We start from the raw sequence: 24,628 nt of genomic DNA on the forward strand, positions 1-24,628 counted from the left end.
AACGCCGCCGGGTTGAACCGGTTCTCCCGTGCCGCCGTGACGTTGAACAAGGAGCGCGAGGTCCCTCGGTGTCCTCGCCTTCGCCCCCGTTCCCAACGCTTCCGTCCTTGCGAGGAGACTCCGTGGCCACCGACGCACCGCCCCCCTCGAAAGAGCAACACAAGCTCCCCTCACCCGAGGAGTTCGCCGAGGTGCACGAGAGCGCGGAGTTCGGTGAACTGCGCCGCTCCTACCGCTCCTTCGCCTTCCCGCTGACCATCGCCTTCATCGCCTGGTACCTGCTGTACGTCCTGCTGTCGAACTACGCGGGCGGCTTCATGGGCACCGAGCTGTTCGGCAACATCAACGTCGCCTTCGTCCTCGGCGTCGCCCAGTTCGTCACCACGTTCCTCATCGCCTGGTGGTACTCGCGGCACGCCGCCGCGAAGCTCGACCCCAAGGCCGAGGCCATCAAGACCCGGATGGAGGGCGGCGCATGAGCCCCGCACAGCACACCTTCCTCGCCCAGCAGCACGTCCTGGCGGCGAACGAGGCCAGCGAGCACCGCCCGCTGATCATCACCCTGTTCGCGCTGTTCGTCCTCGCCACCCTCGGCATCACCATCTGGGCCGGCCGCCAGACCAAGGACGCGGCCGACTTCTACGCCGGCGGCCGCCAGTTCAGCGCCTTCCAGAACGGCCTCGCCGTCTCCGGCGACTACATGTCCGCCGCCTCGTTCCTCGGCATCGCGGGCGCCATCGCCATCTTCGGCTACGACGGCTTCCTGTACTCCATCGGCTTCCTGGTCGCCTGGCTCGTCGCCCTGCTCCTGGTCGCCGAGCCGCTCCGGAACTCCGGCCGCTACACCATGGGCGACGTGCTGGCGTACCGCATGCGTCAGCGCCCCGTCCGCACCGCCGCCGGCACCTCCACGATCGTCGTGTCGATCTTCTACCTGCTGGCCCAGATGGCCGGCGCCGGCGTCCTCGTCTCGCTGCTGCTCGGCATCACCTCCGACGCCGGCAAGATCCTCATCGTCGCCCTGGTCGGCGTCCTGATGATCGTCTACGTCTCCATCGGCGGCATGAAGGGCACGACCTGGGTGCAGATGGTCAAGGCCGTGCTGCTCATCGGCGGCACGATCCTCATCACCTTCCTGGTGCTGCTGAAGTTCGACTTCAACATCTCCGACCTGCTCGGCAAGGCCGCCGAGAACAGCGGCAAGGGCGCCGCCTTCCTGGAGCCCGGCCTCCAGTACGGCGCGACCGGCACCTCCAAGCTGGACTTCATCTCCCTGGGCATCGCCCTGGTGCTCGGCACCGCCGGCCTGCCGCACATTCTGATCCGCTTCTACACGGTGCCCAACGCCAAGGCCGCCCGGAAGTCCGTCAACTGGGCCATCGGCATCATCGGCGCCTTCTACCTGATGACCATCGCCCTCGGGTTCGGCGCCGCCGCGCTGATCTCCCAGGACGAGATCATCGCCTCCAACCCCTCCGGCAACACGGCCGCGCCCCTGCTCGCCCTGCACCTGGGCGGGGTCGACTCGGCCTGGGGCGCGATCCTGCTCGCCACCATCTCGGCGGTCGCCTTCGCGACGATCCTCGCCGTCGTCGCCGGTCTCACCCTCGCCTCGTCGTCGTCCTTCGCGCACGACATCTACGCCAACGTCATCCGCAAGGGGAAGGCGTCCGGCGCCGAGGAGGTCCGCGCGGCCCGCTGGGCGACCCTGTTCATCGGCATCGTCTCCATCGGCCTGGGCGCCCTGGCCCGCGACCTGAACGTGGCCGGCCTGGTCGCCCTCGCCTTCGCCGTCGCGGCCTCCGCGAACCTGCCGACGATCCTCTACAGCCTGTTCTGGAAGCGCTTCACCACCCAGGGCGCCCTGTGGTCGATCTACGGCGGCCTGATCGTCGCCGTCGGCCTGGTGCTGTTCTCGCCCGTCGTCTCCGGCGACCCCAAGGCCATGTTCCCCGAGGTCGACTTCGCCTGGTTCCCGCTGAAGAACCCGGGCATCATCTCCATCCCGTTCGGCTTCCTCATGGGCTGGCTCGGCACGGTCCTGTCCAAGGAGGAGCCCGACGCCAAGAAGTACGCGGAGCTGGAGGTCAGGTCCCTGACCGGCACCGGCGCCCACTGAGCACGACCCCTTCCGCGCGGCCGCCTCGTAGGAACCTCCAGGTCCCTGCGGCGCGGCCGCGCCGTGCGTCGTGGGATCGCGGCCTGTGGTGATGCCGGTGGTCTCACGTAGGCTCACAGGTGAGGGATGAACCGTGCTCCGGGCACGTTCCGCGTCGAGGGAGGGGGCCCACGTGCTCATCGACACCTACGGCCGGGTGGCCACCGACCTGAGGGTCTCGCTGACCGACCGCTGCAACCTGCGCTGCACGTACTGCATGCCCGAGGAGGGCCTGCACTGGCTGGCCAAGCCGGACCTGCTCACCGACGACGAGATCGTCCGGCTGATCGGCATCGCGGTCACGTCCCTCGGGATCGAGGAGGTCCGCTTCACCGGCGGCGAACCCCTGCTGCGCCCCGGGCTCGTCGGCATCGTCGAGCGCGTCGCCGCCCTCGAGCCCCGCCCGCAGATGTCGCTGACCACCAACGGCATCGGCCTCAAACGCACGGCGGCGGCCCTGAAGGCGGCGGGCCTGGACCGGGTGAACGTCTCGCTCGACACCCTCCGCCCGGACGTCTTCAAGACCCTCACCCGCCGCGACCGCCACAAGGACGTCCTGGAGGGACTGCACGCCGCCCGCGACGCGCACCTCACCCCCGTCAAGGTCAACTCGGTCCTGATGCCCGGCCTGAACGACGACGAGGCGCCCGAGCTCCTCGCCTGGGCCGTGGAGCACGACTACGAGCTGCGTTTCATCGAGCAGATGCCGCTGGACGCGCAGCACGGCTGGAAGCGCGAGGGCATGATCACCGCCGGCGACATCCTGGCCTCCCTGCGCACGCGGTTCGAGCTGACGCCCGAGGGGCAGGACAAGCGCGGCTCGGCCCCGGCGGAGCGCTGGCTGGTCGACGGCGGTCCGCACGTGGTCGGCGTGATCGCCTCCGTCACCCGGCCCTTCTGCGCGGCCTGCGACCGCACCCGCCTCACCGCCGACGGCCAGGTCCGCACCTGCCTGTTCGCCCAGGAGGAGACCGATCTGCGCGCCGCCCTGCGCTCCGGCGCCCCGGACGAGGAGATCGCCCGCCTGTGGCGCCTGGCGATGTGGGGCAAGAAGGCGGGAGCCGGCCTGGACGACCCGTCGTTCGTGCAGCCGGACCGTCCCATGTCGGCGATCGGCGGCTAGGAACCCGGGTTCTCCCGGGACTCCCACTCCACGAGCGGGACGACGTCCTTCAGGAAGCCCCGCACGCCGAGGAACTGCGACAGGTGCTCGCGGTGCTCGTCGCAGGCCAGCCAGGTCTTGCGCCGCTCCGGGGTGTGGACCTTGGGGTTGTTCCACGCCAGCACCCACACCGCGTCGGCACGGCAGCCCTTCGCGGAACAGATGGGCGTCTCGTCACTCACTGCTTCGTCTCACCACGGCACTCGACAGGAACTGAACTGCACGGCACAAAGGCGACGCCGAGCAGCCACGGGGGGAGCTGCCCGGCGTCGGTCCGTCGCTCCGACGGGGGATGCGGAGCGCGTACGGAGTATGTCACGGGTAACCCCGGCCCCGGCACCGGAACAACGCGATTGATCTGAGCTTTTCTTGAGCTTGGCCGGAAGGTGACTTCCGTTTGCGGCCGCCGTACGGCAGCGCTCACCGCTCGTGCGATTCCGCCCCCGCCCCGGGAGCCGTCGCCGACGCCGCGCCGTCCGCGGCGGAGTCCGTCCGCCCGTCCTGTGACGGCGACGGCTCGATCATCGGCCGCACCGGAGGCGCCACGAACGTCGACGGGAGAGACGGCGCGTTCTCGCGCCCCGCGTTCGCGACGACCACCGCGATGTACGGCAGGATCAGGCCGAGTACCAGCGCCACGATCGCCACATGCCGTTCGACGTTCCACAGGGTGGCCGCGAGGATCACGGACACCGTGCGGACCGACATCGAGATCACGTACCGGCGCTGCCGCCCGCGTACGTCCTCCTGCAACCCCGTCCGGGCGCCGGTGATCCGGAACACCTGGACGTTCCCGCCGCCGTGCTGCTTCCGCATCGCAATCCACCATCCGCCCGTATCGGACCGTCCCCGCCGTGTGGCCGTCCCGGGTGTCCGGGACCCGGACCGGGACAGATCCCACGGTACGCCGCGTGCGGAGCCGTCACGAGACCGGGTGCCCCCTCGTCCGCCGGGCCGCCTCCCGGCCGTGACGCGTACGGCCCGCGCCGGAGTGCGACGGGTTTCCCCCGGGCCGACACTGGCGGTACGAGCTCACGTCGAGCCGTACGAGGAGGAAGCAATGGGCTGGTTGTGGGCGATCATCGTCGGACTGGTGCTCGGTCTGCTCGCGAAGGCGATCATTCCGGGCAAGCAGCACCTTCCCCTGTGGCTCACCGTCATCCTGGGCATGATCGGCGGTATCGCCGGCAACGCCATCGCCCGGGCGGCCGGGGTCGCCGCCACTTCCGGCATCGACTGGTGGCGGCACGTGTTCCAGCTGGTGATGGCGGTCATCCTCGTCGGCCTCGGCGACCGCGCATGGGCAGCGGCCAGAGGAGACCGGCGCAGGGCCTGACCGGGCGTATGCCGACGCCGAGGGGCGGCCTCCCGACCGGAGACCGCCCCTCGCCGGTGTCTGCTCAGCCGGCCGTGACCTCGACCGCGGCCAGGTTCTTCTTGCCCCGGCGCAGCACCAGCCAGCGGCCGTGCAGCAGGTCCTCCCGGGCGGGGACGGCGTCCTCGGAGGCGACCTTGACGTTGTTCACGTAGGCGCCGCCCTCCTTGACCGTGCGGCGCGCGGCCGACTTGCTCGCCACCAGGCCGACCTCGGCGAACAGGTCGACGACCGGGGCGGGTTCGGCGACGCGGATGTGCGGCAGCTCCGACAGGGCCGCCGCGAGCGTGCGCTCGTCGAGCCCGGCCAGCTCGCCCTGCCCGAACAGCGCCCTGGACGCGGCGATCACCGCGGCCGTCTGGTCGGCGCCGTGCACCAGCGTCGTCAGCTCCTCGGCCAGGGCCCGCTGCGCGGCCCGCGCCTGCGGCCGCTCCTCGGTCTGCCGCTCCAGCTCCTCCAGCTCCTCGCGGGAGCGGAAGGACAGGATGCGCATGTACGTCGAGATGTCCCGGTCGTCCACGTTCAGCCAGAACTGGTAGAACGCGTACGGCGTCGTCATCTCCGGGTCGAGCCAGACGGCCCCGCCCTCGGTCTTGCCGAACTTGGTGCCGTCCGCCTTGGTCATCAGCGGCGTCGCCAGCGCGTGCACGGTCGAGCCCGGCTCCAGGCGGTGGATCAGGTCCAGGCCCGCCGTCAGGTTGCCCCACTGGTCGCTGCCGCCCTGCTGGAGGGTGCAGCCGTAACGGCGGTAGAGCTGGAGGAAGTCCATGCCCTGCAGGAGCTGGTAGCTGAACTCCGTGTAGCTGATGCCCTCGGAGGACTCCAGGCGGCGGGCCACGGAGTCCTTCGTCAGCATCTTGTTGACGCGGAAGTGCTTGCCGATGTCCCGCAGGAACTCGATCGCGGACAGGTTCTGCGTCCAGTCGAGGTTGTTGACCATGACGGCCGCGTTCTCGCCCTCGAAGTCCAGGAACGGCTCGATCTGGGCGCGCAGCCTGTCGACCCAGCCGCCGACGGTCTCCGGGTCGTTCAGCGTGCGCTCCGCGGTCGGGCGGGGGTCGCCGATCAGGCCCGTGGCGCCGCCGACCAGCGCCAGCGGCCGGTGCCCGGCCTGCTGGAGCCGGCGCACGGTGAGCACCTGCACCAGGTGCCCCACGTGCAGCGACGGCGCCGTCGGGTCGAAACCGCAATAGAACGTGACGGGACCGTCCGCGAGAGCCTTGCGCAAAGCGTCCTCGTCGGTGGACAGGGCGAACAGCCCGCGCCACTTCAGCTCGTCGACGATGTCCGTCACGGTTCTCGTGTCTCCTTGAGCGATCTTCGGGCGGTCGGGTGACAGCCGCCTACGAGGTTATACGCCCTGGCTGACCGAGCTCATGTTGAAATCGGGGACGCGCAGCGCGGGCATCGCCGCCCTGGTGAACCAGTCGCTCCACTCCCGGGGCAGCGTCTTCTCGGTCCGGCCCGCCTCCGTGGCCCGGCCGAGCACGCCGACCGGGGACTCGTTGAACCGGAAGTTGTTCACCTCGCCGGTCACCTCCCCGTTCTCCACGAGGTACACACCGTCCCGGGTCAGGCCCGTGAGCAGCAGGCTCGCCGGATCGACCTCGCGGATGTACCACAGGCAGGTCAGCAGCAGCCCGCGCCCGGTGTTCGCGACCATCTCCTCCAGGGAGCGGTCCTCGCCGCCGTCCAGGACGATGTTGTCGATGCCCGGAGCCACCGGCAGTCCCGTCAGACCGGCGCTGTGCCGGGTGGTGGTCAGGTGCCGCAGCTCACCCTCGCGCATCCACTCGGTGGCCGTGAGCGGCAGCCCGTTGTCGAACACCGACTGGTCCCCGCCGGAGGAGTGCGCGATGACGAACGGCGCCGACTCCAGGCCCGGCTCGTCCGGGTCGCTGCGCAGGGTCAGCGGAAGGCCGGTCAGCCGCTCGCCGACCCGGGTGCCGCCGCCCGGCGTGGAGAACACGGTCCGGCCCTCCGCCGCGTCCCGGCCCGAGGCCGACCACATCTGGTAGATGAGCAGGTCCGCCACGGCCGTCGGCGGCAGCAGCGTCTCGTAACGCCCGGCGGGCAGCTCCACGCGCCGCTCGGCCCAGCCGAGCCGCACCGCCAGCTCCGCGTCCAGCGCCGCCGGGTCGACGTCCTTGAAGTCCCGCGTGGAACGCCCGGCCCACGCCGAGCGGGTCCGGTCGGGCGACTTGGCGTTCACCTCCAGCGTCCCGTTCGGCTGGTCGTGCCGCAGCCGCAGTCCCGTGGACGTGCCGACGTACGTCGAGACCAGCTCGTGGTTGGCGAAGCCGTACAGCTCGCGGCCGCCCGCACGCGCGCGTGCGAAGGCCTCGCCGAGCGCCGGCGCGAAGTCGGCGAACACGGCGGAGGAGGTCTCCGCGGGCGCCTCGGTGAACTCCGGCGCCGGGGCGACGCCGCTGACCAGCGGCTGCGCGTCCTCGGCGGGCCCGGCACCGCGTGCGGCGGCCTCCGCGGCCCGCACCAAGGGTTCCAGGTCCTCGGCGGTCACGGCGGACCGCGACACGACCCCCGAGGCCGTGCCGTCCTTGCCGTCGACCGTGGCGATGACCGTGAGCGTGCGTCCGCGCGTCACCCCGTTCGTGGTCAGCGCGTTGCCCGCCCAGCGCAGGTTGGCCGTGGACTGCTCGTCGGCGATGACCACGCAGCCGTCGGCCCGGGACAGGTCCAGAGCCCGCTCGACTACCTCGTGGGGCTTGGTGGTGCGCGCGCTCATCGACCGGCCTCCTGGGTCGTGTTGAGGATGTTGACGCCCTTGAACAGGGCCGACGGGCAGCCGTGCGACACGGCCGCGACCTGGCCCGGCTGCGCCTTGCCGCAGTTGAACGCACCGCCCAGCACATAGGTCTGCGGTCCGCCGACCGCGGCCATCGAGCCCCAGAAGTCGGTGGTCGTCGCCTGGTAGGCCACGTCGCGCAGCTGCCCGGCGAGGCGGCCGTTCTCGATGCGGTAGAAGCGCTGCCCGGTGAACTGGAAGTTGTAGCGCTGCATGTCGATGGACCAGGACCGGTCGCCGACCACGTAGATGCCGCGCTCCACGCCCCCGATCAGGTCCTCGGTCGACATCCCGGCCGGGTCCGGCCGCAGGGAGACGTTCGCCATGCGCTGCACCGGCACATGGCCGGGGGAGTCGGCGTAGGCGCAGCCGTTGGACCGCTCGAAGCCCGTCAGCCGCGCGATGCGCCGGTCCAGCTGGTAGCCGACGAGGGTGCCGTCCTTCACCAGGTCCCAGGACTGCGCCTCGACGCCCTCGTCGTCGTAGCCGACGGTGGCCAGGCCGTGCTCGGCGGTGCGGTCGCCGGTGACGTTCATCAGCTCGGAGCCGTAGCGCAACGTGCCCAGCTGGTCGAACGTCGCGAAGGAGGTGCCGGCGTAGGCGGCCTCGTAACCGAGCGCCCGGTCCAGCTCGGTGGCGTGACCGATGGACTCGTGGATGGTCAGCCACAGGTTGGACGGGTCGACGACCAGGTCGTACAGGCCCGGTTCCACGCTCGGCGCGCGCATCTTCTCGGCGAGCAGCTCCGGGATCCGCTCCAGTTCGCCCTCCCAGTCCCAGCCGGTGCCCCGCAGGTACTCCCAGCCGCGTCCCACGGGCGGGGCGAGCGTGCGCATCGAGTCGAACTCGCCGCTGGACTCGTCCACGGACACGGCGTTGAACACCGGGTGCAGCCGCACGCGCTGCTGGGTGGTCACCGTCCCGGCCGTGTCGGCGTAGAACTTGTTCTCGTGCACGGTGAGCAGCGAGGAGTCCACGTGGTCGACCCCGCGGCCCGCCAGCAGGCGCGCGCTCCACTCCGCGAGCAGAGCGGCCTTCTCGTCGTCCGGCACCGAGAACGGGTCGATCTCGTACGACGAGACCCACGTCTTCTCGGCGTGCACCGGCTCGTCGGCGAGCTCCACGCGCTCCTCGGAACCGGCCGCCTCGATCACCTGCGCGGACAGCTTGGCCATCGCCACCGCCTGGGAGGCGACCTTCGCGGCGGCGTCCATGGTCAGGTCCACGCCGGAGGCGAAGCCCCAGGTGCCGCCGTGCACCACCCGCACCGCGTACCCGAGGTCGGTGGTGTCGGACGAACCGGCGGGCTTGGCGTCCCGGAAGCGCCAGGAGGCGCCCCGCACCCGCTCCAGGCGGAAGTCCGCGTGCTCGGCGCCCAGCGCACGCGCGCGTGCGAGGGCCGCGTCGGCGAGGGCGCGTAGGGGGAGGGCCGTGAAGGCCTCGTCGATGGTATGAGGCACCGCCGTCTCTTTCTGTCGAGGTGACCGTGGTCGCCGTGCTCGGTGACAGCTCCGATCATGTCCCCCCGCCCCGCTCCCGGGCCACGGCTTTGCGAGTGCGGACCCGCGCGATCTGTAGGGACCCGACAGTGCGGCCCCTACGCCACTGTCGGTGCCCGATTGTCCGCGCGCGTGCCCGGACCGATAGGTTTTCGAGGAAGCCGCCTGTCATCGCCGCCTGTCGCGCAGTGGTCCGGCGGTGGTATTTCGGTCCGCTATGGAAAGGGTGATCCGTTGAGCCGCTCGGTTCTCGTCACCGGAGGCAACCGGGGCATCGGCCTCGCCATCGCCCGCGCGTTCGCCGACGCCGGCGACAAGGTCGCCATCACGTACCGCTCGGGCGAGCCGCCGGCGGCCCTGACGGACTTGGGCTGCCTCGCCGTCCGGTGCGACATCACCGACGCCGAGCAGGTGGAGCAGGCCTACAAGGAGATCGAGGAGGCCCACGGGCCCGTCGAGGTCCTCGTCGCCAACGCCGGTGTCACCAAGGACCAGCTCCTGATGCGGATGTCCGAGGAGGACTTCACGTCCGTCCTCGACACCAACCTCACCGGCACCTTCCGCGTCGTCAAGCGCGCCAACCGCGGCATGCTGCGCGCCAAGAAGGGCCGCGTCGTCCTGATCTCCTCGGTCGTCGGGCTGCTCGGCTCCGCGGGGCAGGCCAACTACGCCGCCTCCAAGGCCGGCCTCGTCGGCTTCGCGCGCTCCCTCGCCCGTGAGCTGGGCTCGCGCAACATCACCTTCAACGTCGTCGCGCCGGGCTTCGTCGACACCGACATGACCAAGGTGCTCACCGACGAGCAGCGGTCGGCCATCGTGTCGCAGGTGCCGCTCGGCCGGTACGCGCAGCCGGAGGAGATCGCCGCAGCGGTGCGGTTCCTCGCCTCCGACGACGCCTCGTACATCACTGGAGCCGTCATCCCCGTTGACGGCGGACTGGGAATGGGTCACTGATCACCATGAGCGGAATTCTCGAGGGCAAGCGCGTCCTGATCACCGGCGTGCTGACGGAGGCCTCGATCGCCTTCCACACCGCCAAGCTGGCCCAGGAGCAGGGCGCCGAGGTCATCCTCACGGCGTTCCCGCGGCCCACGCTCACCGAGCGCATCGCCAAGAAGCTCCCGAAGCCCGTCAAGGTCATCGAGCTGGACGTCACCAACGACGAGCACCTGGGCCGCCTGGCCGACGTCGTCGGCGAGGAGCTCGGCGGGCTCGACGGTGTCGTGCACTCCATCGGCTTCGCCCCGCAGGACGCCCTGGGCGGCAACTTCCTGAACACGCCGTTCGAGTCCGTCGCCACCGCCATGCACGTCTCGGCGTACTCCCTGAAGTCGCTGACCATGGCCTGCCTGCCGCTGATGCAGAACGGCGGCTCCGTCGTCGGCCTGACCTTCGACGCGCAGTTCGCCTGGCCGCAGTACGACTGGATGGGCCCGGCCAAGGCCGCCCTGGAGGCCACCAGCCGCTACATGGCCCGCGACCTGGGCAAGCAGAACATCCGCTGCAACCTGGTCTCGGCGGGCCCGCTCGGCTCCATGGCCGCCAAGTCCATCCCGGGCTTCAGCGAGCTGGCGTCCGTGTGGGACTCGCGCTCCCCGCTGGAGTGGGACCTGAAGGACCCCGAGCCGGCCGGCCGCGGTGTCGTCGCCCTGCTGAGCGACTGGTTCCCGAAGACCACGGGCGAGATCGTCCACGTGGACGGCGGACTGCACGCCATCGGCGCCTGATCCTCCGCGCGTCCCGAACGCCCCGTTCCCCGCCATGCGCGGGGGGCGGGGCGTCGCCCGTTCGGCCCAGCAGACCGGGCGGGACGGTGCCCGACCGGCCACTGTGGGAGGTGCGTCCAGCACGCCCTTCCCTCCCCAGCACGGCCGAGGAGGTCCCCTTGTGCGCTTGTCCCGCCGAACGGCCTCCCTGTCCCTCGCCGTCGCTCTCGTGGTGACCCTGGCGTACGAAGCGGTGCCCCGGACGCACGACGGCGCGCCCCCCGCGCGCGCGGCGCAGGTCCGGCCCGAGGCTGGCCCCTTCGGCGCCGCGTGCCGGGTTCGCGTCACGGGCTCCGAGGTGACCGCGTACTGCCACAACCCCTATCCGGAGACGGACCGGGTGAGCCTGCACGTCGAGTGCGCCCGCTGGTGGGACATCGACACCGACAGCGCCCCGGTGGCCGCCGGGCCGGCACAGACGGTGCGGCTGAAGGGACGCTGCTGGAAAGAGGTCGGCGGCGCGTGGGTCAGTCACCGGCGGGGGAGCTGACCCCGCCGAGCCGGCACAGGAACGGGTAGCGGGCCGCCTCGGCGGCGGCGCTGTCCGCGTCGCCCGCGCGGATCGCGTCGAGCATCCGCGCGTGCTCCATGTACGTCTCCGGCGTCAGCCGCCCGCCGACGTCCTCGCGCAGCCAGTCCCGCAGCACCTCGCCGAGGTCCGCGTACATCGCGGTCATCACGTCGTTGTGGGAGGCGGACACCACGGCCAGGTGGAAGGTCGCGTCCGCCGTCACGAACGCCTCGGCGTCACCCGACTCCCACGCCTCCTCGCGCCGCAGCAGCAGTGCGTCGAGCTGCTTGAGGTCCTTCTCCGTGCGCCGCCCGGCGGCCAGCCGGGCGGCGGCGGACTCCAGCGTGGAGCGCAGCTCGGCGATGTGCCGCGGGTCGGCCTCGGCGAACCGCCGCTGCATCACGCCGGCCAGCTCGCTCGTCGCCACCACGTACGTGCCGGAGCCCTGGCGGATGTCCAGCAGGCCGTTGTGCGACAGCGCGCGCACCGCCTCACGGACGGTGTTGCGGGCGACCCCCAGCTGCTCGACCAGTTCCGGCTCGGTCGGGATGCGGGAGCCCACCGGCCACTCGCCCGAGGTGATCTGGGCCCGCAGCGCGGCGATGACCTGCTCGGACAGCGCCGAACGGCGGGGATGACTCAGAGGCATGACTCACCTTCCCACGGCCGGGGCGCCGCAGGGTGGGGGGAGACTGGACAGTCAATCATCCCATGATTCTATGATGGGCGTCATGGCTAGCGAGGAAACCCGGACGATGACGCCCCCGACCGCGAGCGGCTCCGCCCCGGCGGGCACACCGGCCCCGCCCGGCGCCCACGCCGCGCAGGACGCCCGGGAGCGGGACGCCCGGGAGCGGGGCGGCGCCTCCCCGCGCGCGTGGACGATGCGCGTCCTGGTCCTCGGCATCGTGCTGTCCGCGCTGAACCTCCGGCCCGCCATCACCAGCCTCGGAGCCCTCCTGGAGGAGGTCCGCGACGGCCTCGGCATGAGCGGCAGCGTGGCCGGGCTGCTGACCTCCGTGCCGCCGCTGTGCTTCGCCGTCTTCGGCGTCATGGCCCCGCGGCTCGCCCGCCGCTTCGGAGCGGGAGCCGTGGTCTGCGCCGGCATGGTGGCCATCGCCACCGGCCTGCTGGTCCGGCCGTACGCGGGCGGCACGGCCGGCTTCCTCGCCGCCAGCGCCCTCGCCCTCATGGGCATCGCCGTCAGCAACGTCCTGATGCCGGTCATCGTCAAGCACTGGTTCCCCGACCGCGTCGGGTCCATGACCGGCCTCTACTCGATGGCGCTCGCCCTGGGCACCGCCCTCGCCGCCGCCGTGACCGTCCCCCTGACCGACGCGCTCGGCGGCAGCTGGCAGTCCGGTCTGGCCCTGTGGGCGTCGCTCGCCGTGGCGGCCGTGCTGCCGTGGCTGCCGTTCGTCCGGGGGCGCGTGACGCCGCCCGGCGCGCAGGACGGGGTGGCCCAGGGGAGCGGGTCGGCCCGGAGGGGCGGGCCCGCCCGTGGCGGCCGGGCCGCCGCGCACGAGCCCGGCGCCGCCGGGACGGGCCCCGCGCCCGAGGCCCCCCGGCTGCGGATCACCCGCAGCCGTACCGCCTGGGCCCTCGCCGTCTTCTTCGGCCTCCAGGCCACCGCCGCCTACATCACCATGGGCTGGATGGCGCAGATCTTCCGGGACGCCGGCGTTCCCGCGGGCACCGCGGGACTCCTCCTGGCGGTCACCATGGTGATGGGCGTCCCGCTGGCCTTCGTCATCCCCCGGCTGGCCACCCGGCTGCCCCACCAGGGCCCCATCGTGATCGCCCTCGGCATCTGCGGCCTCGCCGGATACGCCGGCCTCTACCTCGCGCCCGCCGCCGGTGCCTGGGCCTGGGCGCTGCTGCTCGGCATCGCCAACTGCGCCTTCCCGCTCGCCCTCACCATGGTCGGCATGCGCGCCCGCACCGGCCAGGGCGTCGCCCAGCTGTCGGCCTTCGCCCAGAGCACCGGGTACCTCATCTCCATCCCCGGGCCGCTCCTGGTGGGCGTCCTCTACCAGCACAGCGGCGGCTGGGGGCTGCCCATCGCCCTGATGAGCGCCCTGATGATCCCGCAGATGGCGGTCGGCGTCCTGGCGGGCCGCAATCGCACCGTGGAGGACGAGGCCGCCGCCTGACACGCCGGCTCGGGAGGCCCCGGGGCGTCCGGGGTCCTGCGCGGGTGCGAGACTTGCCCCATGCCAGTGCTCGACCCGAACCCCCAACACGGTCAGAAGAAGATGCTGCTCGTCTTCGGCGCCTTCTTCGCGATCTTCATCGTCATCGCCGTGATCGCGACCATCGCCTCGCCCTGACCGGCCCCGCCCGGCCCGTGGTGGGGCCAGCCCCCCTGTCCCCTAGGGGGTAAGGGTCAGGGTCAAGTGGGTGGATCACCGGATGGGCCGGCCGCCGCCCGTTCCGTAGCTTCGAGAGGTGACCCGGCGACGGTCACCGACCACTCGGAGAGCGGAGGCACCCATGTCGGCCCCCACACACACCCCGCCCCACCCGGCGTCCCGGGCCGCCGCCGACAGCCGCCTGCCCTGGTGGGCCCTCGCCCTGCCCGTGCTGGCCTTCACCGCCCTGCTCGCCCTCATCCTGAACCCGTCCGACGCCCACGCGGCGGCCGGCGACCCCGCGATGAGCCAGCTCTTCGAGCGCGTGGAGCGGCTGATGTCCCGCTGAGCACGGCCGAAGCCCGTGGTCAACTCCCTGCGCCCCGTGGCGTGTTTCGTGCGAAGCTGGATCTCATGAGCGTCGCAGAACCCCGCAGGATTGTCCTCTTCCGCCATGCGAAAGCCGACTGGCCGCAAGTGACGGATCACGAGCGTCCACTCGCCGACCGGGGCCGTATGGACGCGGCGGAGGCCGGGCGCAGGCTCGTCGACACCGGCCTCTCCTTCGACCTGGCCCTGTGCTCCACCGCGGTCCGGACCCGGGAGACCTGGAAGCTCGCCGTCCAGGAGTTCCCGCAGCGGCCGAAGACCGTCTACGAGGAGCGGATCTACGAGGCCTCGCCGGGTGAGCTGATCGCCGTGCTCAACGAGACGCCCGACGACATCCGCACCCTCCTCATGGTCGGCCACAACCCCGGCATCCAGGGCCTGGCCGAAGTGCTGGCGGGCACGGCCGAGGGGGACGCCCGTGAGCGGATGACCCGCCGCGGCTTCCCGGCCGCTGCCTTCGCCGTCCTGTCGTTCGGCGGACCCTGGAAGAGCCTGGAGCCGGGCGTCGGCACGCTGGGCGACTACTGGGCGCCGGCGGAGTGACGCCCACGCGCGCGTGAGCGCTTCCGCTCGGGTGGGCGGGGGTACGGGCGGGGGACCTGACCCGAGGGAGGGACCCTGACCCGGGGGAGAGACCCTGCCCCGACGGACCGCCGTGCGACCGGCTGGGCGCGCGACGCGTATGCGCGTATGCCCGTACGCGCAACGCCAGGGGCCCAGCACCGGTGTGGTGCCGGGCCCCTGGCCGTCCGGGGTCAGACCGTTTCGTGGGTGTCCGCTGCCTCGACCTCTTCCCGGGTGATGCCGAGCAGGTACAGGACGGTGTCGAGGAACGGGACGTTCACCGCGGCGTGCGCGGCCTCGCGCACCACCGGCTTGGCGTTGAAGGCGACGCCGAGCCCGGCCGCGTTCAGCATGTCGAGGTCGTTCGCGCCGTCACCGATCGCCACCGTCTGCGACAGCGGCACACCCGCCTCCGCGGCGAACCGGCGCAGCAGCCGCGCCTTGCCCGCGCGGTCGACGATCTCGCCCGTCACCCTGCCGGTGAGCTTCCCGTCGACGATCTCCAGGGTGTTGGCCTGGGCGAAGTCCAGCCCGAGCCGCTCCTTCAGATCGTCCGTGACCTGCGTGAAGCCTCCCGAGACCACACCGACCTGGTAGCCCAGGCGCTTCAGCGTGCGGATCAGGGTGCGGGCGCCCGGCGTCAGCCGCACCTCGCTGCGCACCTTGTCGACCACGGAGGCGTCCAGTCCCTCCAGCAGGGCCACGCGTGCGTGCAGGGACTGCTCGAAGTCCAGCTCCCCGCGCATCGCCGCGGCCGTCACCTCGGCGACCTTGTCCTCGCAGCCCGCGTGGGCGGCGAACAGCTCGATGACCTCGTCCTGGATGAGGGTGGAGTCGACGTCCATGACGACCAGCCGCTGGGCCCGGCGGTACAACCCGGCGCCGACGACCGCCACGTCGACGCCGAGCCGGGCGGCGTCGGTCACCAGGGCGGTGCGCAGCGGCTCGGTCTCCACGCCGGAGACGGCGAACTCGACCGCGGTCACGGGGTACTTGGCGAGGCGGAAGATGCGGTCGATGTTGGCGCCGGTCCGGGTGATCCGCGCGGTGATCGCCGCCGTCGCCTCGGCGGTGAGCGGGTGCCCGAGCACGGTGACCAGGGAGCGGCCGGAGCCGCGCGGCCGGTTGTCGCCGAGGCCGGAGATGATCTCCGCCTGCATCTTCATCGACTCGGCCCAGCTGTGCACGGTCGCCCGCAGGTCGCCCTCCAGGCCGGGGGGCGGCTCGGTCACGAGTGCGCACAGCACCATTCGGCCACGGGTGACGACCTGCTCGATGTCGACGACGTCGAGGGAGTAGGCGGCCAGGGTGTCGAAGAGCCCGGCGGTGATGCCCGGCCTGTCCTTGCCGAAGATCTTCACGAGGAGAGTGGGGACGTCGGCAGGGACGTCGGAAGACGAGGTCTGCGAAGCGCTCATGGTGGTTCCACCGTATCCGGCGGGCCGTGGCCCCCGCCCCTGTGGTCCGTCTGGCGGACAGCGAACAGTGGGTGTCGCTCCGGTGGCGCGAACGTTGCGGGCCTCGCCCCGGTGGGGTGGCGGGTGAGGGACGGCGGCGTGGCGGTGGTGCGGGGCGCCCTCACCTCCCGCCGCCGCGCGGGCCGCGCGGGGGCGGGGGAGGAGGCGGTGGGGGTGGTGGGCCGTCGTCGGGCCGGGTGGGTGATCCTTCGCCGTTGCGGGACCCGGGCGATCGGCGGGGGCCGCGGGGCGGCGGACCCATGGGCCGGACGACGGTGGGGGCGCCGTGGATGCCGTCGCCGTCCGGCGCGGAGGGGTCGCCGTGTGCGGCAGGGTCGTGATCGGCAGGGGTGCGGTCGTCCCCGAGGGGCGCGCTTGCCGGTGGGTGAGGTGGGAGGGGCGGTGCGTCCTCCGGTCGGGATGGCTGGCCGGGGGGTGGGTCCTGCCGTGGGGCTGGTTGCCCGGGGGCAGCGGACGTCGGCCGGCGTGGCTGCCCTGGACGGGCGTCCTCCGGCCGTCCCCAATCGCCGGGACGGGCGTCCTCCGGGTCGTGGAGCTCGCCGGGGACGCGGAGGTAGGGGTTGGTAGCCGGGTTCGGCGGACGGTACGGCGCACCGGGCGCGTAGGGCCCGGGTTCGCTGGGCCGGGGTGTGCCCGGTGTGCTGCGTGGCGGGGCGGGGGGCCCGCCCGGCCAGGGGGCCGCGTCCTGCCCCGGTCCGGCGGGTCCGCCCGAGACGCCCGGGCCGTCCGGCCAGGGTGTGCCCGGTGTGCCGGGAGGCGGGGCGGGGGATCCGCCGGGCCAGAGGGGCGCGCCCCGCTCCGGCCCGGCTGGCCCGCCCGGGCCGCCGTGCTGCCTCACCTGCGGTGTCTCCTCGTCCGGACCGGGCGCGCCCGGTGTGCCGCCCGGGCCCGTCCGCCGGGGCGCGGCGCTGCGCCCCGGCACCGTCGCGCCTCCGCTGTCCGCATGCCCTGACCCCCGCGCACCGCCACCCCGCCGTGACTGCCGTGTCCCCGCATCCCACGACTGCTGCGCCGCACCCCCGCCCGGCCCTTCCCCCCGGGCCGGTCCCGATGTCCAGCGGCCTGCCGACCCGCACACCCACGCGAGCCCGGCCCCGGTCGCTCCTGCCCCGGCTCCCCACAGCGCGCCCAGCAGTACGGCCGTGCCGAGGTGCCCGTGCAGAGTCAGACCGGCCCCGAAGGCGTCGAAACCGAGCACGGACAGGGAGGCCGTCACGGACACGTTCGTCAGCCGGACCAGCAGCGGCAACCCCAGGGCCGTCACGCCCCCCAGTCGCACCGCGCACCGGCCCACGAACCCGAGAGCCCCCGGGTTCCGCCGCGCGCCCGCACCGGAGACGTCCCTACCGGAGAACCCCACGTCAGTGGACCGGACGGCCACCGGCGTCCGTGTCCCCGTCAGGACCCCCGCCAGCAGCATCAGCAGCGCCGCCCCCACGCCCAGCAGCCATACCCGGCCGTCCAGTTCGGCCAGGCGCCCCAGCGTCACCGGGCGGTCCGGCCCCGAGCCGAGCAGGTCGTCCAGCGGGTGCGGGAGGAAGCGGGTCAGCTCGCCCGTCGCGCGGCCGTCCCAGGGCACGAACAGGCCCACCGGAACGCCCAGCCACACCCCGTTCGGCGCCCCGAGCAGCGCCGCTCCCGCGATGCGCCCGGGACGGTCGTCGCCGGCCGCCGCGTACGCCGCCGCGGCCAGACCCGCCGCAACGGCCACCAGCAGCGCGGTCACCAGCGCGGACACGGCCGGCCGCACCACCCGGTGCAGGCCCTCCCAGCCCGGCGGCAGCGGCGTACGGCGGGAGGCGAGCAGGGCGACGGCCAGGACTCCCACCACCCACAGAAGCCCGCCGAGCAGCGTCGGCGCGGTGTCGACCGTGAAGCCGACGGAGGCCCGCGCGTCGACCAGGGCGCCGAGCCGGTCCGGCAGCAGCCCTCCGACGTCGCCCAGCCCCGGGACGGAAAGGCCCGTGTCGCCGCCGGACAGGTCGGCCAGGCCCAGCGACCCTCCGTCGATCGTGACGACATCGTGTCCCGCCCAGGCAAGCCCGCCCAGCATCGCCACGAACAGCACGGCCACCGCGCCCGCCCGGGCGGCGAGTTCACCCACGGAGATCTCAACTCCCGCCGCACGCAAGGACCGTAGGAAGAACCACGACAGCAGCACCGCCCCGACCAGGCTCACCCCCAGTGGCGTGATCCGGAGGGCCGTGTCCGCCTCCGCGCCCGACAGACCGAACGCCGACACGTCACCGGACGGTGTGACCGATCCGCCCGCCGCCAGCGCCACCACCGCGGCGGTCATCGGTCCCAACGACCCCACCGCGTCCGCCTCCAGCAGCCGCAGGCCCAGCGCCGCCGTCCCCGCCATCCCGATCAACGCCCAGCTGACGGCGGCCAGGGCGGACACCAGCACGTCGCCCCACGGCACGCGCGCGTGGCCCCACTCCGTCCCCGCCCCTGCGGCAGCAGCCATGGCAGACCCCCCGATCCGCGCCGCGAGGGGAACACCGCGCATGTCCCCCTCGCGTCGAAATACCACTCTCCGGCCGGATTTCAACCCCGTCAACGGAATCGGCGCAGCGTCCGCACTTCGGTCTTCCCAAGGCCCGACTTTCGGTCAGGGGGCCGCTCCTGAAATAGTTCCCCCCGATGTTCGACATCCCTAGACTCCCCATGTCGGGGGATAACTCGGGGGACAACTCAGTGGGGCATGGAGTGCCGGAACTCGTACTGGAATCAAACGGACGTACCTGGACGCTCGATCCGTCCAGGGCATACACCCTCGGACGCGATCCGCAGGGGGACGTCGTCTTCGACGACGCCAGGGTCTCCTGGCGTCACGCCACGGTCAGCTTCAACGGCCGCAGTTGGGTCATCGAGGACCACGGCAGCACCAACGGCACGTTCGTGCAGGGGCAGCGCATCCACCAGGTGGAGCTGGGCCCCGGTTCGGCGGTCAACCTGGGCAACGCGACCGACGGCCCGCGCCTGAACCTCTCCGGCGCCGCGGCCTCCGTCGCCACGCCGCAGGCCCAGCCCCACCAGCAGCCGTACGCCGCCCAGGGCGCGGGCCCGGGCTGGGCGCAGCAGGCCCCCGCCCAGCAGCCGCCGCACCACCAGCAGGCCGCGCCGCACCAGCAGAACGCCCCGCAGGCCGGCTGGCAGCAGCCGCAGCAGGGCGCCGCGCACATCCCGCAGCAGCAGGGCGCCGGCGGTGTCGCGGGGGCGCCGCCGGTCCACGGCGACCGCAGCCCGACCACGTTCCACCAGTTCTCCCTCGGCCGCGTGATGCGCATCGGCCGTGCCCTGGAGAACGAGCTGGTCGTCTCGGACCTGCAGGTCTCCCGGCACCACGCCGAGTTCCACGCCACGCCCGACGGCCGCATGGAGATCCGCGACCTCGGCTCCCACAACGGCACGTACGTCAACGGTCTGCCGATCGCCAAGGGCGGCTCGCAGCTGCTCGGCCCGACCGACGTCGTCGGCGTCGGCCACTCGACGTTCCGGATCGTCGGCGACCGGCTCGAGGAGTTCGTCGACACCGGTGAGGTGTCCTTCTCCGCGCGCCACCTGACCGTCACGGTCGACGGCGGCAAGCAGATCCTCAAGGACGTCTCGTTCGGCGTCCCGGAGAAGTCGCTGATCGCGGTCATCGGCCCGTCCGGCTCCGGCAAGTCGACCCTGCTCAAGGCGCTCACGGGCTACCGCCCCGCCAACCAGGGCGAGGTGCTGTACGACAACCGCAACCTCTACAAGCAGTTCGCCGAGCTGCGCCAGCGCATCGGTCTGGTCCCGCAGGACGACATCCTGCATAAGGAGCTGACCGTCAAGAAGGCCCTCAAGTACGCGGCCAAGCTGCGCTTCCCCGCCGACACCACGGCGGCCGAGCGCGAGGCCCGCATCGACGAGGTGCTGCGCGAGCTCAAGCTCGACATCCACAAGGACAAGAAGGTCACGTCCCTGTCCGGCGGCCAGCGCAAGCGGGTCTCGGTCGCGCTGGAGCTGCTGACCAAGCCGTCGCTGATCTTCCTGGACGAGCCGACCTCCGGCCTCGACCCGGGCATGGACCGCGATGTCATGCAGCTGCTGCGCGGCCTCGCCGACGACGGCCGCACGGTCCTCGTGGTCACCCACTCGGTGGCCGAGCTGGCGATCTGCGACAAGCTGCTGGTGATGGCGCCGGGCGGCTCGGTCGCCTACTTCGGCCCGCCGGAGGAGGCGCTGAACTTCTTCGGCTACGACACCTGGGCCGACGTCTTCTCCGCCTTCGAGAACTACCGTGACTACGACTGGGCGGGCCGCTGGAAGGGCTCGCAGCACTACCAGATGTACGCCGCGGACATCGACGCCGTCGCGCCGCAGTCCGTACAGGTCCCGCAGATGCAGGCGATGAAGCCGCCGAAGCCGCAGGGCTGGATGTCGCAGTTCGTCACGCTGGTCCGGCGCTACGTGTCGGTGATCGTGTCCGACAAGGGCTTCCTGGCGCTGATGGTGATCCTGCCGGCCGTGCTCGGCGCCGTGAGCCTGCTCATCGACGCGGACAAGGGCCTGCTGCCCAATCCCGCCAACCCGCAGACCGGACGGATCATCCCGAACGGCACGGCGACCACGGTCCTGCTGATCCTCGCGGTGGGTGCCTGCTTCGCGGGCGCGGCGAACTCGGTCCGCGAGCTGATCAAGGAACGGGTCATCTACGAGCGGGAGCGCGCCACCGGCCTGTCCCGCTCGGCGTACCTGATGTCGAAGGTGTTCGTGCTCGGCATGATCACCGTGCTGCAGGGCCTGCTCGTCGGTGTCATCGGCTTCTCCAGCCGGGAGATCCCCGAGGAGGGCCTGATCTTCGGCAGTGCCACGCTGCTGGAGCTGTCGGTGCCGATCATGGCGCTGGGCTTCACGTCCATGATGTTCGGCCTGATCATCTCGTCGCTGGTGAAGACCGCCGAGAAGACCATGCCGCTGCTGGTGATGTTCGCGATCATCCAGGTCGTGTTCACGGGGTGCCTGTTCACGCTGCACGGCTCGGTCGGCGTCAACCAGTTCTCGTTCCTGATGCCGTCCCGTTGGGCGGTCGCCGCCTCCGGCGCCACGCTGGACTTCAACAAGATCAGCCCGCCCGAGACGGCCGGCGACACCGACCCGCTGTGGGAGCACACGGCCGGGGCCTGGGCCATGGACATGGGCGCGCTGCTGGTGCTCGGCGTGATCTGCGGCTTCTTCGTGGCCCGCTTCCTGCGCCGCCACGAACCCGAGGTCATGCGCAAGTAGTCACCGCTTCGCGGCGCCCGAAGGGCGGCACCCCGTCAGGAGGGTGCCGCCCTTCGGCGTACTGTCAGCGAAGCGATGAGGTCCCGCGCCGGCCTCAGTACGCGCTGTCGACGTTGTCCATCGAGCCGTACTTGTCGGCCGCGTAGTGGCAGGCGGCGGTGATGTTGGCTACCGGGTCGTAGATGTCCCAGGAGGTGCCGGGGACGTGCCAGTGCGAGAAGGTCGGCGGGATGACCTGCAGCAGGCCCTTCGACGGGATGCCGTTGATCGCGTTGATGTCCCAGTTGTTGATCGCCTTCGGGTTACCCGAGGACTCACGCATGATGTTGCGGTGGATGCCGTCGTACGACGCCGGGATGTCGTGCTTCTTCAGGATGTCGAGCGACTCGCGGATCCAGCCGTCGAGGTTGTTCGGGTAGCTCTTCTTGACCGGGGCGCGCTTGGCGTCGCGGCTCGCGGCCTCCTTGGCCTTGCGCGCGGCCTCGGCCTTCTTCTTGGCGGCCTCGGCGGCCGCCTTCTTCTTGGCCGCGGCGGCGGCCTCGGCCTTCTGCTTGGCCGCTATCTGCTCCGCCTTCAGGCTGGCACCGGCCATCTGGTCGGTGACGCTCGCCTTGACGTCCTTGATCTGCTCGGTGCTGTACGCCACGGCAGCCGGCTGAGCGGCCTCGGTCGTGGTCTTCGTCGAGGCACCGCTCGGCACCGCGGAGAACCCGATGGCGGCGGCACCCAGGGTGGCGACACCGGCCATGGCGATCTTGTGGTGACGGGTCAGGCTACGACTCTGAACACGGCTGAAGATGTTCTTGGGCATGCTGAGTGGACCTCTTCGAATAGCGCGGGAGTCGCTCGGCGTCCGGCGTTGGACTCGGTGTGTTTCCGACACGAACGCCGCGGGGGAAGAACCCACGGCGCTGAGCGACGTCTGCAATTCTTAGCGGCCGCAAAATGGCGTGGCAAAGGTGTGACGTACGAAAGAAGATAGTGGATCAGGGAGGGGTAAACCGGGTCAGAAAGGACTGTCTGGGCCGCTCAAAAGGGGCGGCTTTGTCTCCTACGCCCTTTCGTACGTGACGTGCGCCCTATGCGCGGGCTCACATGGGGCGCCCCCCGTTCTCACCGCCCGTTGCACGAGCGATGCTCAGTGTGAGGAACCGTCAGGAGACCGTCCGGGCCCGGTCACGGCAGCAGCAGATGCACGTCGCCGAACTCGTGCCACAGGTACCGGCCCCGTAGTGCGGCCGCGTACCCCCGCTCGACCGCCGTGCGGCCCGCGAGCGCCCGCAGCATCAGCAGGTGCGACGCCTCCGGCTCGTGCAGCCCGGTCAGCAGCCCGTCCACCACGCGCACCCCGCGCTCCGGCGTGACGACGAGATCCGTCCACCCCGCACGCGCGCGTACGGACCCGTCGGCGCCCACCGCCGACTCCACGGCCCGCACCGCCGTCGTCCCGACCGCCACGACCCTGCCCCCCGCGGCCCCGGCCGCGTTGATCAGCCGTGCCGAGGTCCCCGGAACGGCGAAGCGCTCCGGATAGGGCGGTTCGTGGACCTCGGCCGAGGCCACCCCCGTGTGCAGGGTGATCGGCGCGAACTGCACCTCCCGGCTCACCAGCTCCGCCACGACCCGGGCGGTGAAGGGCCGCGCCGCACTCGGCATCTCCGCACTGCCCGACCCGTCCGGGCGGGGCAGCGCGAACACCGTCTGGTAGACGGACAGCGGCTGGTCCCGCTCGGTGTAGGAGTACCGGATGGGCCGCCCGTACGCACGCAGCAGCCCCGGCACCGGGTCCGGCCCCTCCCCGCCGCCCGGAAGCTTCCCGCCCTCCCCGGCGCCGTGCCCTCGCCCGCTCACCACCGCCGCCCACCACAGTCGTCCGCTCCGACCGCTCAGCGGTTCCTCCAGCACCAGCCGCATCCCGCCCGGCAGCCCCACCTCACCACCCGCGGGCGCCCCCGCACGCGCGCGCGTGGTGCCGCGCCCGTCCGGTTCCCGCAGCTCCACCGCCCAGCGGCCGTCGTCGCCGCGGGTGGAGAAGTGCACCACCACGCGTGCGTGCCCGATCCGCCCGTCGACCGCCGCCGCCAGCGTCGGCGAGGTGTTGACCACCAGCACGTCCCCGGCGCGCAGCAGACCGGGCAGCTCCCGGAACGTGTGGTGCGCCACCTCGGTCCCCCGGGACACCAGCATCCGCACGCCGTCCCGGTCCAGCCCGGGCGCCCGCTGCTCCACCGGCACCCGGGCCGACAGCTCCTCCGGCACCCGTACCGCGAGCGTCATCGGACCCCCTCCGCCAGGGCCGCGGCCGCGTACCGCCCACTGGCCGGCCGCTCGTCCAGCAGCCGCAGGAACCCCGGCACCACCCGGGCCGGCTCCGGCCGCGGATCCGGGTCGTCCGGTACGGCCGCCGCGTACAGGTCGGTGGCCATGTCACCGGGATCGACCGCCCAGACCCGCAGCTGCGGCTCCTCCACGGCGAGGACGGCCGCCAAGTGGTCCAGCGCCGCCTTGGACGCCCCGTAACCGCCCCACGTCTCGTACGCCTCGGCCGCCGCGTCCGAGGTGACCGCCACCACGGCACCCGCCCCCGAGGCCCGCAGCAGCGGCAGCGCCTCCTGCACGAGACCCAGCCCCGCGACCAGGTTCACCTCCAGGGCCCGCCGCAGCCCCTCCAGCGGCAGCTCCTCCAGCCGCACCAGAGGCTCCGCGCCCAGCGCGCTGGCGTTGTGCACCAGCAGGTCGACCCCGCCCAGCCGCCACGCCGCCGCCACCAGCCCGGCCCGGTGCCCGGGGTCGGTCACATCCCCGGGCAGGGCCGTCACCCGCGTGCCGTGCACGGAGACGGCCCGCGCCGCCTCCGCCAGCGCCTCGGCGCCCCGGGCGTCGAGCACCAGGTCCCAGCCCTGTCCGGCCAGGGCCCGCGCCAGCGCCCGGCCCAGCCCCTTCGAGGCACCCGTGATGATCGCCACCGGCATGATCCGCTCCCTCGTCCTGATCGCAGTCGACCGAAGCCGATCGACGTGCCCTCAACGTAGGAACGCAGCCGTCCGGACCGCCTCCGCCGCAAGCCGCAAGCCACCGGGTCCCTTGGCCGTAGACCGCGAGCCCACGGTCCGCCGGACCCGGGCCGCCGCACCGTTCCCCCTCGGCGCACGGCCGGCCGCCCGGGCCTACGCCCCGCCACCGCGGGCCCGGGCCCCGGATCCACGCCCCGCCCTCGCGGCCTCGGTCCCGCGACCTAGGCCCAGCGGCCCGGACCCGGCCGCCACCGGCCCGATCCGCGCTGCCACGGCACGCCGGTACGGTGAG

At 72.4% G+C, this 24,628-nt stretch carries 23 protein-coding genes; 12 read left to right on the top strand and 11 right to left on the bottom strand.

Annotated elements, in window-relative coordinates:
• The first annotated feature begins 122 nt into the window (after window positions 1–122).
• From ACZ4M5_RS33025 to moaA, 3 genes are all read left to right on the top strand, one after another.
• Window positions 123–479, top strand: coding sequence for a DUF485 domain-containing protein (locus ACZ4M5_RS33025; RefSeq protein ID WP_467742474.1), 357 nt, complete (start codon window positions 123–125; stop codon window positions 477–479).
• Entirely contained in the window at window positions 476–2,119 is a 1,644-nt protein-coding gene (locus ACZ4M5_RS33030) for a solute symporter family protein (RefSeq protein ID WP_467742476.1), read from the top strand. The genes ACZ4M5_RS33025 and ACZ4M5_RS33030 overlap by 4 nt, the downstream gene beginning before the upstream one ends.
• Window positions 2,120–2,291: 172 nt before the next feature.
• Window positions 2,292–3,281 (top strand): GTP 3',8-cyclase MoaA, encoded by a 990-nt coding sequence (moaA, locus tag ACZ4M5_RS33035; RefSeq protein WP_467742478.1) that lies wholly within the window; start codon window positions 2,292–2,294, stop codon window positions 3,279–3,281.
• On the opposite strand, the gene ACZ4M5_RS33040 is transcribed toward moaA, so the two are convergent.
• On the bottom strand, window positions 3,278–3,502 hold the full coding sequence (locus ACZ4M5_RS33040) for a hypothetical protein (protein ID WP_467742480.1): 225 nt from the start codon (window positions 3,500–3,502) through the stop codon (window positions 3,278–3,280). The genes moaA and ACZ4M5_RS33040 overlap by 4 nt on opposite strands.
• 238 nt (window positions 3,503–3,740) lie before the next feature.
• Complete coding sequence (locus ACZ4M5_RS33045; protein ID WP_467742482.1) at window positions 3,741–4,136, bottom strand: DUF3099 domain-containing protein; 396 nt, start codon at window positions 4,134–4,136, stop codon at window positions 3,741–3,743.
• A 244-nt stretch (window positions 4,137–4,380) separates the two neighbouring features.
• On the opposite strand from ACZ4M5_RS33045, the gene ACZ4M5_RS33050 reads away from it, so the two are divergent.
• The gene (locus tag ACZ4M5_RS33050) at window positions 4,381–4,656 is read left to right on the top strand and encodes a GlsB/YeaQ/YmgE family stress response membrane protein (RefSeq protein WP_369197678.1); all 276 of its coding nucleotides are present in this window, start codon (window positions 4,381–4,383) and stop codon (window positions 4,654–4,656) included.
• A 64-nt stretch (window positions 4,657–4,720) separates the two neighbouring features.
• On the opposite strand, the gene tyrS is transcribed toward ACZ4M5_RS33050, so the two are convergent.
• From tyrS to ACZ4M5_RS33065, 3 genes are read right to left on the bottom strand one after another with little or no spacing between them, the layout of a single operon-like run.
• A complete protein-coding gene (gene tyrS, locus ACZ4M5_RS33055; RefSeq protein WP_467742485.1) occupies window positions 4,721–5,989 on the bottom strand; it encodes a tyrosine--tRNA ligase in 1,269 nt (422 codons plus the stop codon).
• 57 nt (window positions 5,990–6,046) lie between these two features.
• Window positions 6,047–7,441, bottom strand: a complete 1,395-nt coding sequence (locus ACZ4M5_RS33060; RefSeq protein WP_467742487.1) for a metallopeptidase TldD-related protein — start codon at window positions 7,439–7,441, stop codon at window positions 6,047–6,049.
• Entirely contained in the window at window positions 7,438–8,961 is a 1,524-nt protein-coding gene (locus ACZ4M5_RS33065; RefSeq protein WP_467742489.1) for a TldD/PmbA family protein, read from the bottom strand. The genes ACZ4M5_RS33060 and ACZ4M5_RS33065 overlap by 4 nt, the downstream gene beginning before the upstream one ends.
• A 273-nt stretch (window positions 8,962–9,234) precedes the next feature.
• Between ACZ4M5_RS33065 and fabG the strand changes: the two genes are divergently transcribed.
• The 3 genes from fabG (at window position 9,235) to ACZ4M5_RS33080 (ending at window position 11,256) form a co-directional block, all read left to right on the top strand.
• Window positions 9,235–9,954: a 3-oxoacyl-[acyl-carrier-protein] reductase gene (gene fabG / locus ACZ4M5_RS33070; protein WP_467742491.1), complete on the top strand. Its 720-nt coding sequence runs from the start codon at window positions 9,235–9,237 to the stop codon at window positions 9,952–9,954.
• A 5-nt stretch (window positions 9,955–9,959) separates the two neighbouring features.
• Window positions 9,960–10,727 carry an enoyl-ACP reductase FabI gene (gene fabI / locus ACZ4M5_RS33075; RefSeq protein ID WP_398111705.1) on the top strand — a complete coding sequence of 256 codons (768 nt, stop codon included), beginning with the start codon at window positions 9,960–9,962 and terminating at the stop codon, window positions 10,725–10,727.
• Between the two features lie 160 nt (window positions 10,728–10,887).
• Entirely contained in the window at window positions 10,888–11,256 is a 369-nt protein-coding gene (locus ACZ4M5_RS33080; protein ID WP_467742494.1) for a hypothetical protein, read from the top strand.
• On the opposite strand, the gene ACZ4M5_RS33085 is transcribed toward ACZ4M5_RS33080, so the two are convergent.
• Window positions 11,234–11,926 (bottom strand): FadR/GntR family transcriptional regulator, encoded by a 693-nt coding sequence (locus tag ACZ4M5_RS33085; RefSeq protein ID WP_467742496.1) that lies wholly within the window; start codon window positions 11,924–11,926, stop codon window positions 11,234–11,236. The two genes, ACZ4M5_RS33080 and ACZ4M5_RS33085, sit on opposite strands and share 23 nt — an antisense overlap.
• A gap of 70 nt (window positions 11,927–11,996) precedes the next feature.
• Between ACZ4M5_RS33085 and ACZ4M5_RS33090 the strand changes: the two genes are divergently transcribed.
• The 4 genes from ACZ4M5_RS33090 to ACZ4M5_RS33105 all read left to right on the top strand — a co-directional run bounded on the left by ACZ4M5_RS33090 (window position 11,997) and on the right by ACZ4M5_RS33105 (window position 14,561).
• Window positions 11,997–13,430, top strand: a complete 1,434-nt coding sequence (locus ACZ4M5_RS33090; RefSeq protein WP_467742498.1) for a CynX/NimT family MFS transporter — start codon at window positions 11,997–11,999, stop codon at window positions 13,428–13,430.
• A gap of 60 nt (window positions 13,431–13,490) precedes the next feature.
• Complete coding sequence (locus tag ACZ4M5_RS33095) at window positions 13,491–13,607, top strand: SGM_5486 family transporter-associated protein (RefSeq protein ID WP_097215821.1); 117 nt, start codon at window positions 13,491–13,493, stop codon at window positions 13,605–13,607.
• Window positions 13,608–13,770: 163 nt separating this feature from the next.
• Entirely contained in the window at window positions 13,771–13,977 is a 207-nt protein-coding gene (locus ACZ4M5_RS33100; RefSeq protein WP_467742500.1) for a hypothetical protein, read from the top strand.
• A gap of 65 nt (window positions 13,978–14,042) precedes the next feature.
• Complete coding sequence (locus ACZ4M5_RS33105; protein WP_467742502.1) at window positions 14,043–14,561, top strand: SixA phosphatase family protein; 519 nt, start codon at window positions 14,043–14,045, stop codon at window positions 14,559–14,561.
• Between the two features lie 212 nt (window positions 14,562–14,773).
• Here ACZ4M5_RS33105 and serB read toward each other — a convergent pair whose 3' ends face one another.
• Both serB and ACZ4M5_RS33115 read right to left on the bottom strand, forming a co-directional pair.
• On the bottom strand, window positions 14,774–16,000 hold the full coding sequence (serB, locus tag ACZ4M5_RS33110) for a phosphoserine phosphatase SerB (RefSeq protein ID WP_467742504.1): 1,227 nt from the start codon (window positions 15,998–16,000) through the stop codon (window positions 14,774–14,776).
• A gap of 160 nt (window positions 16,001–16,160) precedes the next feature.
• Complete coding sequence (locus ACZ4M5_RS33115; protein ID WP_467742505.1) at window positions 16,161–18,530, bottom strand: streptophobe family protein; 2,370 nt, start codon at window positions 18,528–18,530, stop codon at window positions 16,161–16,163.
• Between the two features lie 242 nt (window positions 18,531–18,772).
• On the opposite strand from ACZ4M5_RS33115, the gene ACZ4M5_RS33120 reads away from it, so the two are divergent.
• Window positions 18,773–21,322: an ABC transporter ATP-binding protein/permease gene (locus ACZ4M5_RS33120; RefSeq protein ID WP_467742506.1), complete on the top strand. Its 2,550-nt coding sequence runs from the start codon at window positions 18,773–18,775 to the stop codon at window positions 21,320–21,322.
• A gap of 94 nt (window positions 21,323–21,416) precedes the next feature.
• Here the strand turns inward: ACZ4M5_RS33120 and ACZ4M5_RS33125 are convergent, their stop codons facing one another.
• From ACZ4M5_RS33125 to ACZ4M5_RS33135, 3 genes are all read right to left on the bottom strand, one after another.
• Entirely contained in the window at window positions 21,417–22,133 is a 717-nt protein-coding gene (locus ACZ4M5_RS33125) for a transglycosylase SLT domain-containing protein (protein ID WP_467742508.1), read from the bottom strand.
• Between the two features lie 365 nt (window positions 22,134–22,498).
• Window positions 22,499–23,599 carry an S-adenosylmethionine:tRNA ribosyltransferase-isomerase gene (locus ACZ4M5_RS33130; RefSeq protein WP_467742509.1) on the bottom strand — a complete coding sequence of 367 codons (1,101 nt, stop codon included), beginning with the start codon at window positions 23,597–23,599 and terminating at the stop codon, window positions 22,499–22,501.
• Window positions 23,596–24,294, bottom strand: a complete 699-nt coding sequence (locus ACZ4M5_RS33135; RefSeq protein WP_467742511.1) for an SDR family NAD(P)-dependent oxidoreductase — start codon at window positions 24,292–24,294, stop codon at window positions 23,596–23,598. The genes ACZ4M5_RS33130 and ACZ4M5_RS33135 overlap by 4 nt, the downstream gene beginning before the upstream one ends.
• Window positions 24,295–24,628 lie beyond the last annotated feature (334 nt).

The organism is Streptomyces sp. NPDC026246 (assembly GCF_055567995.1).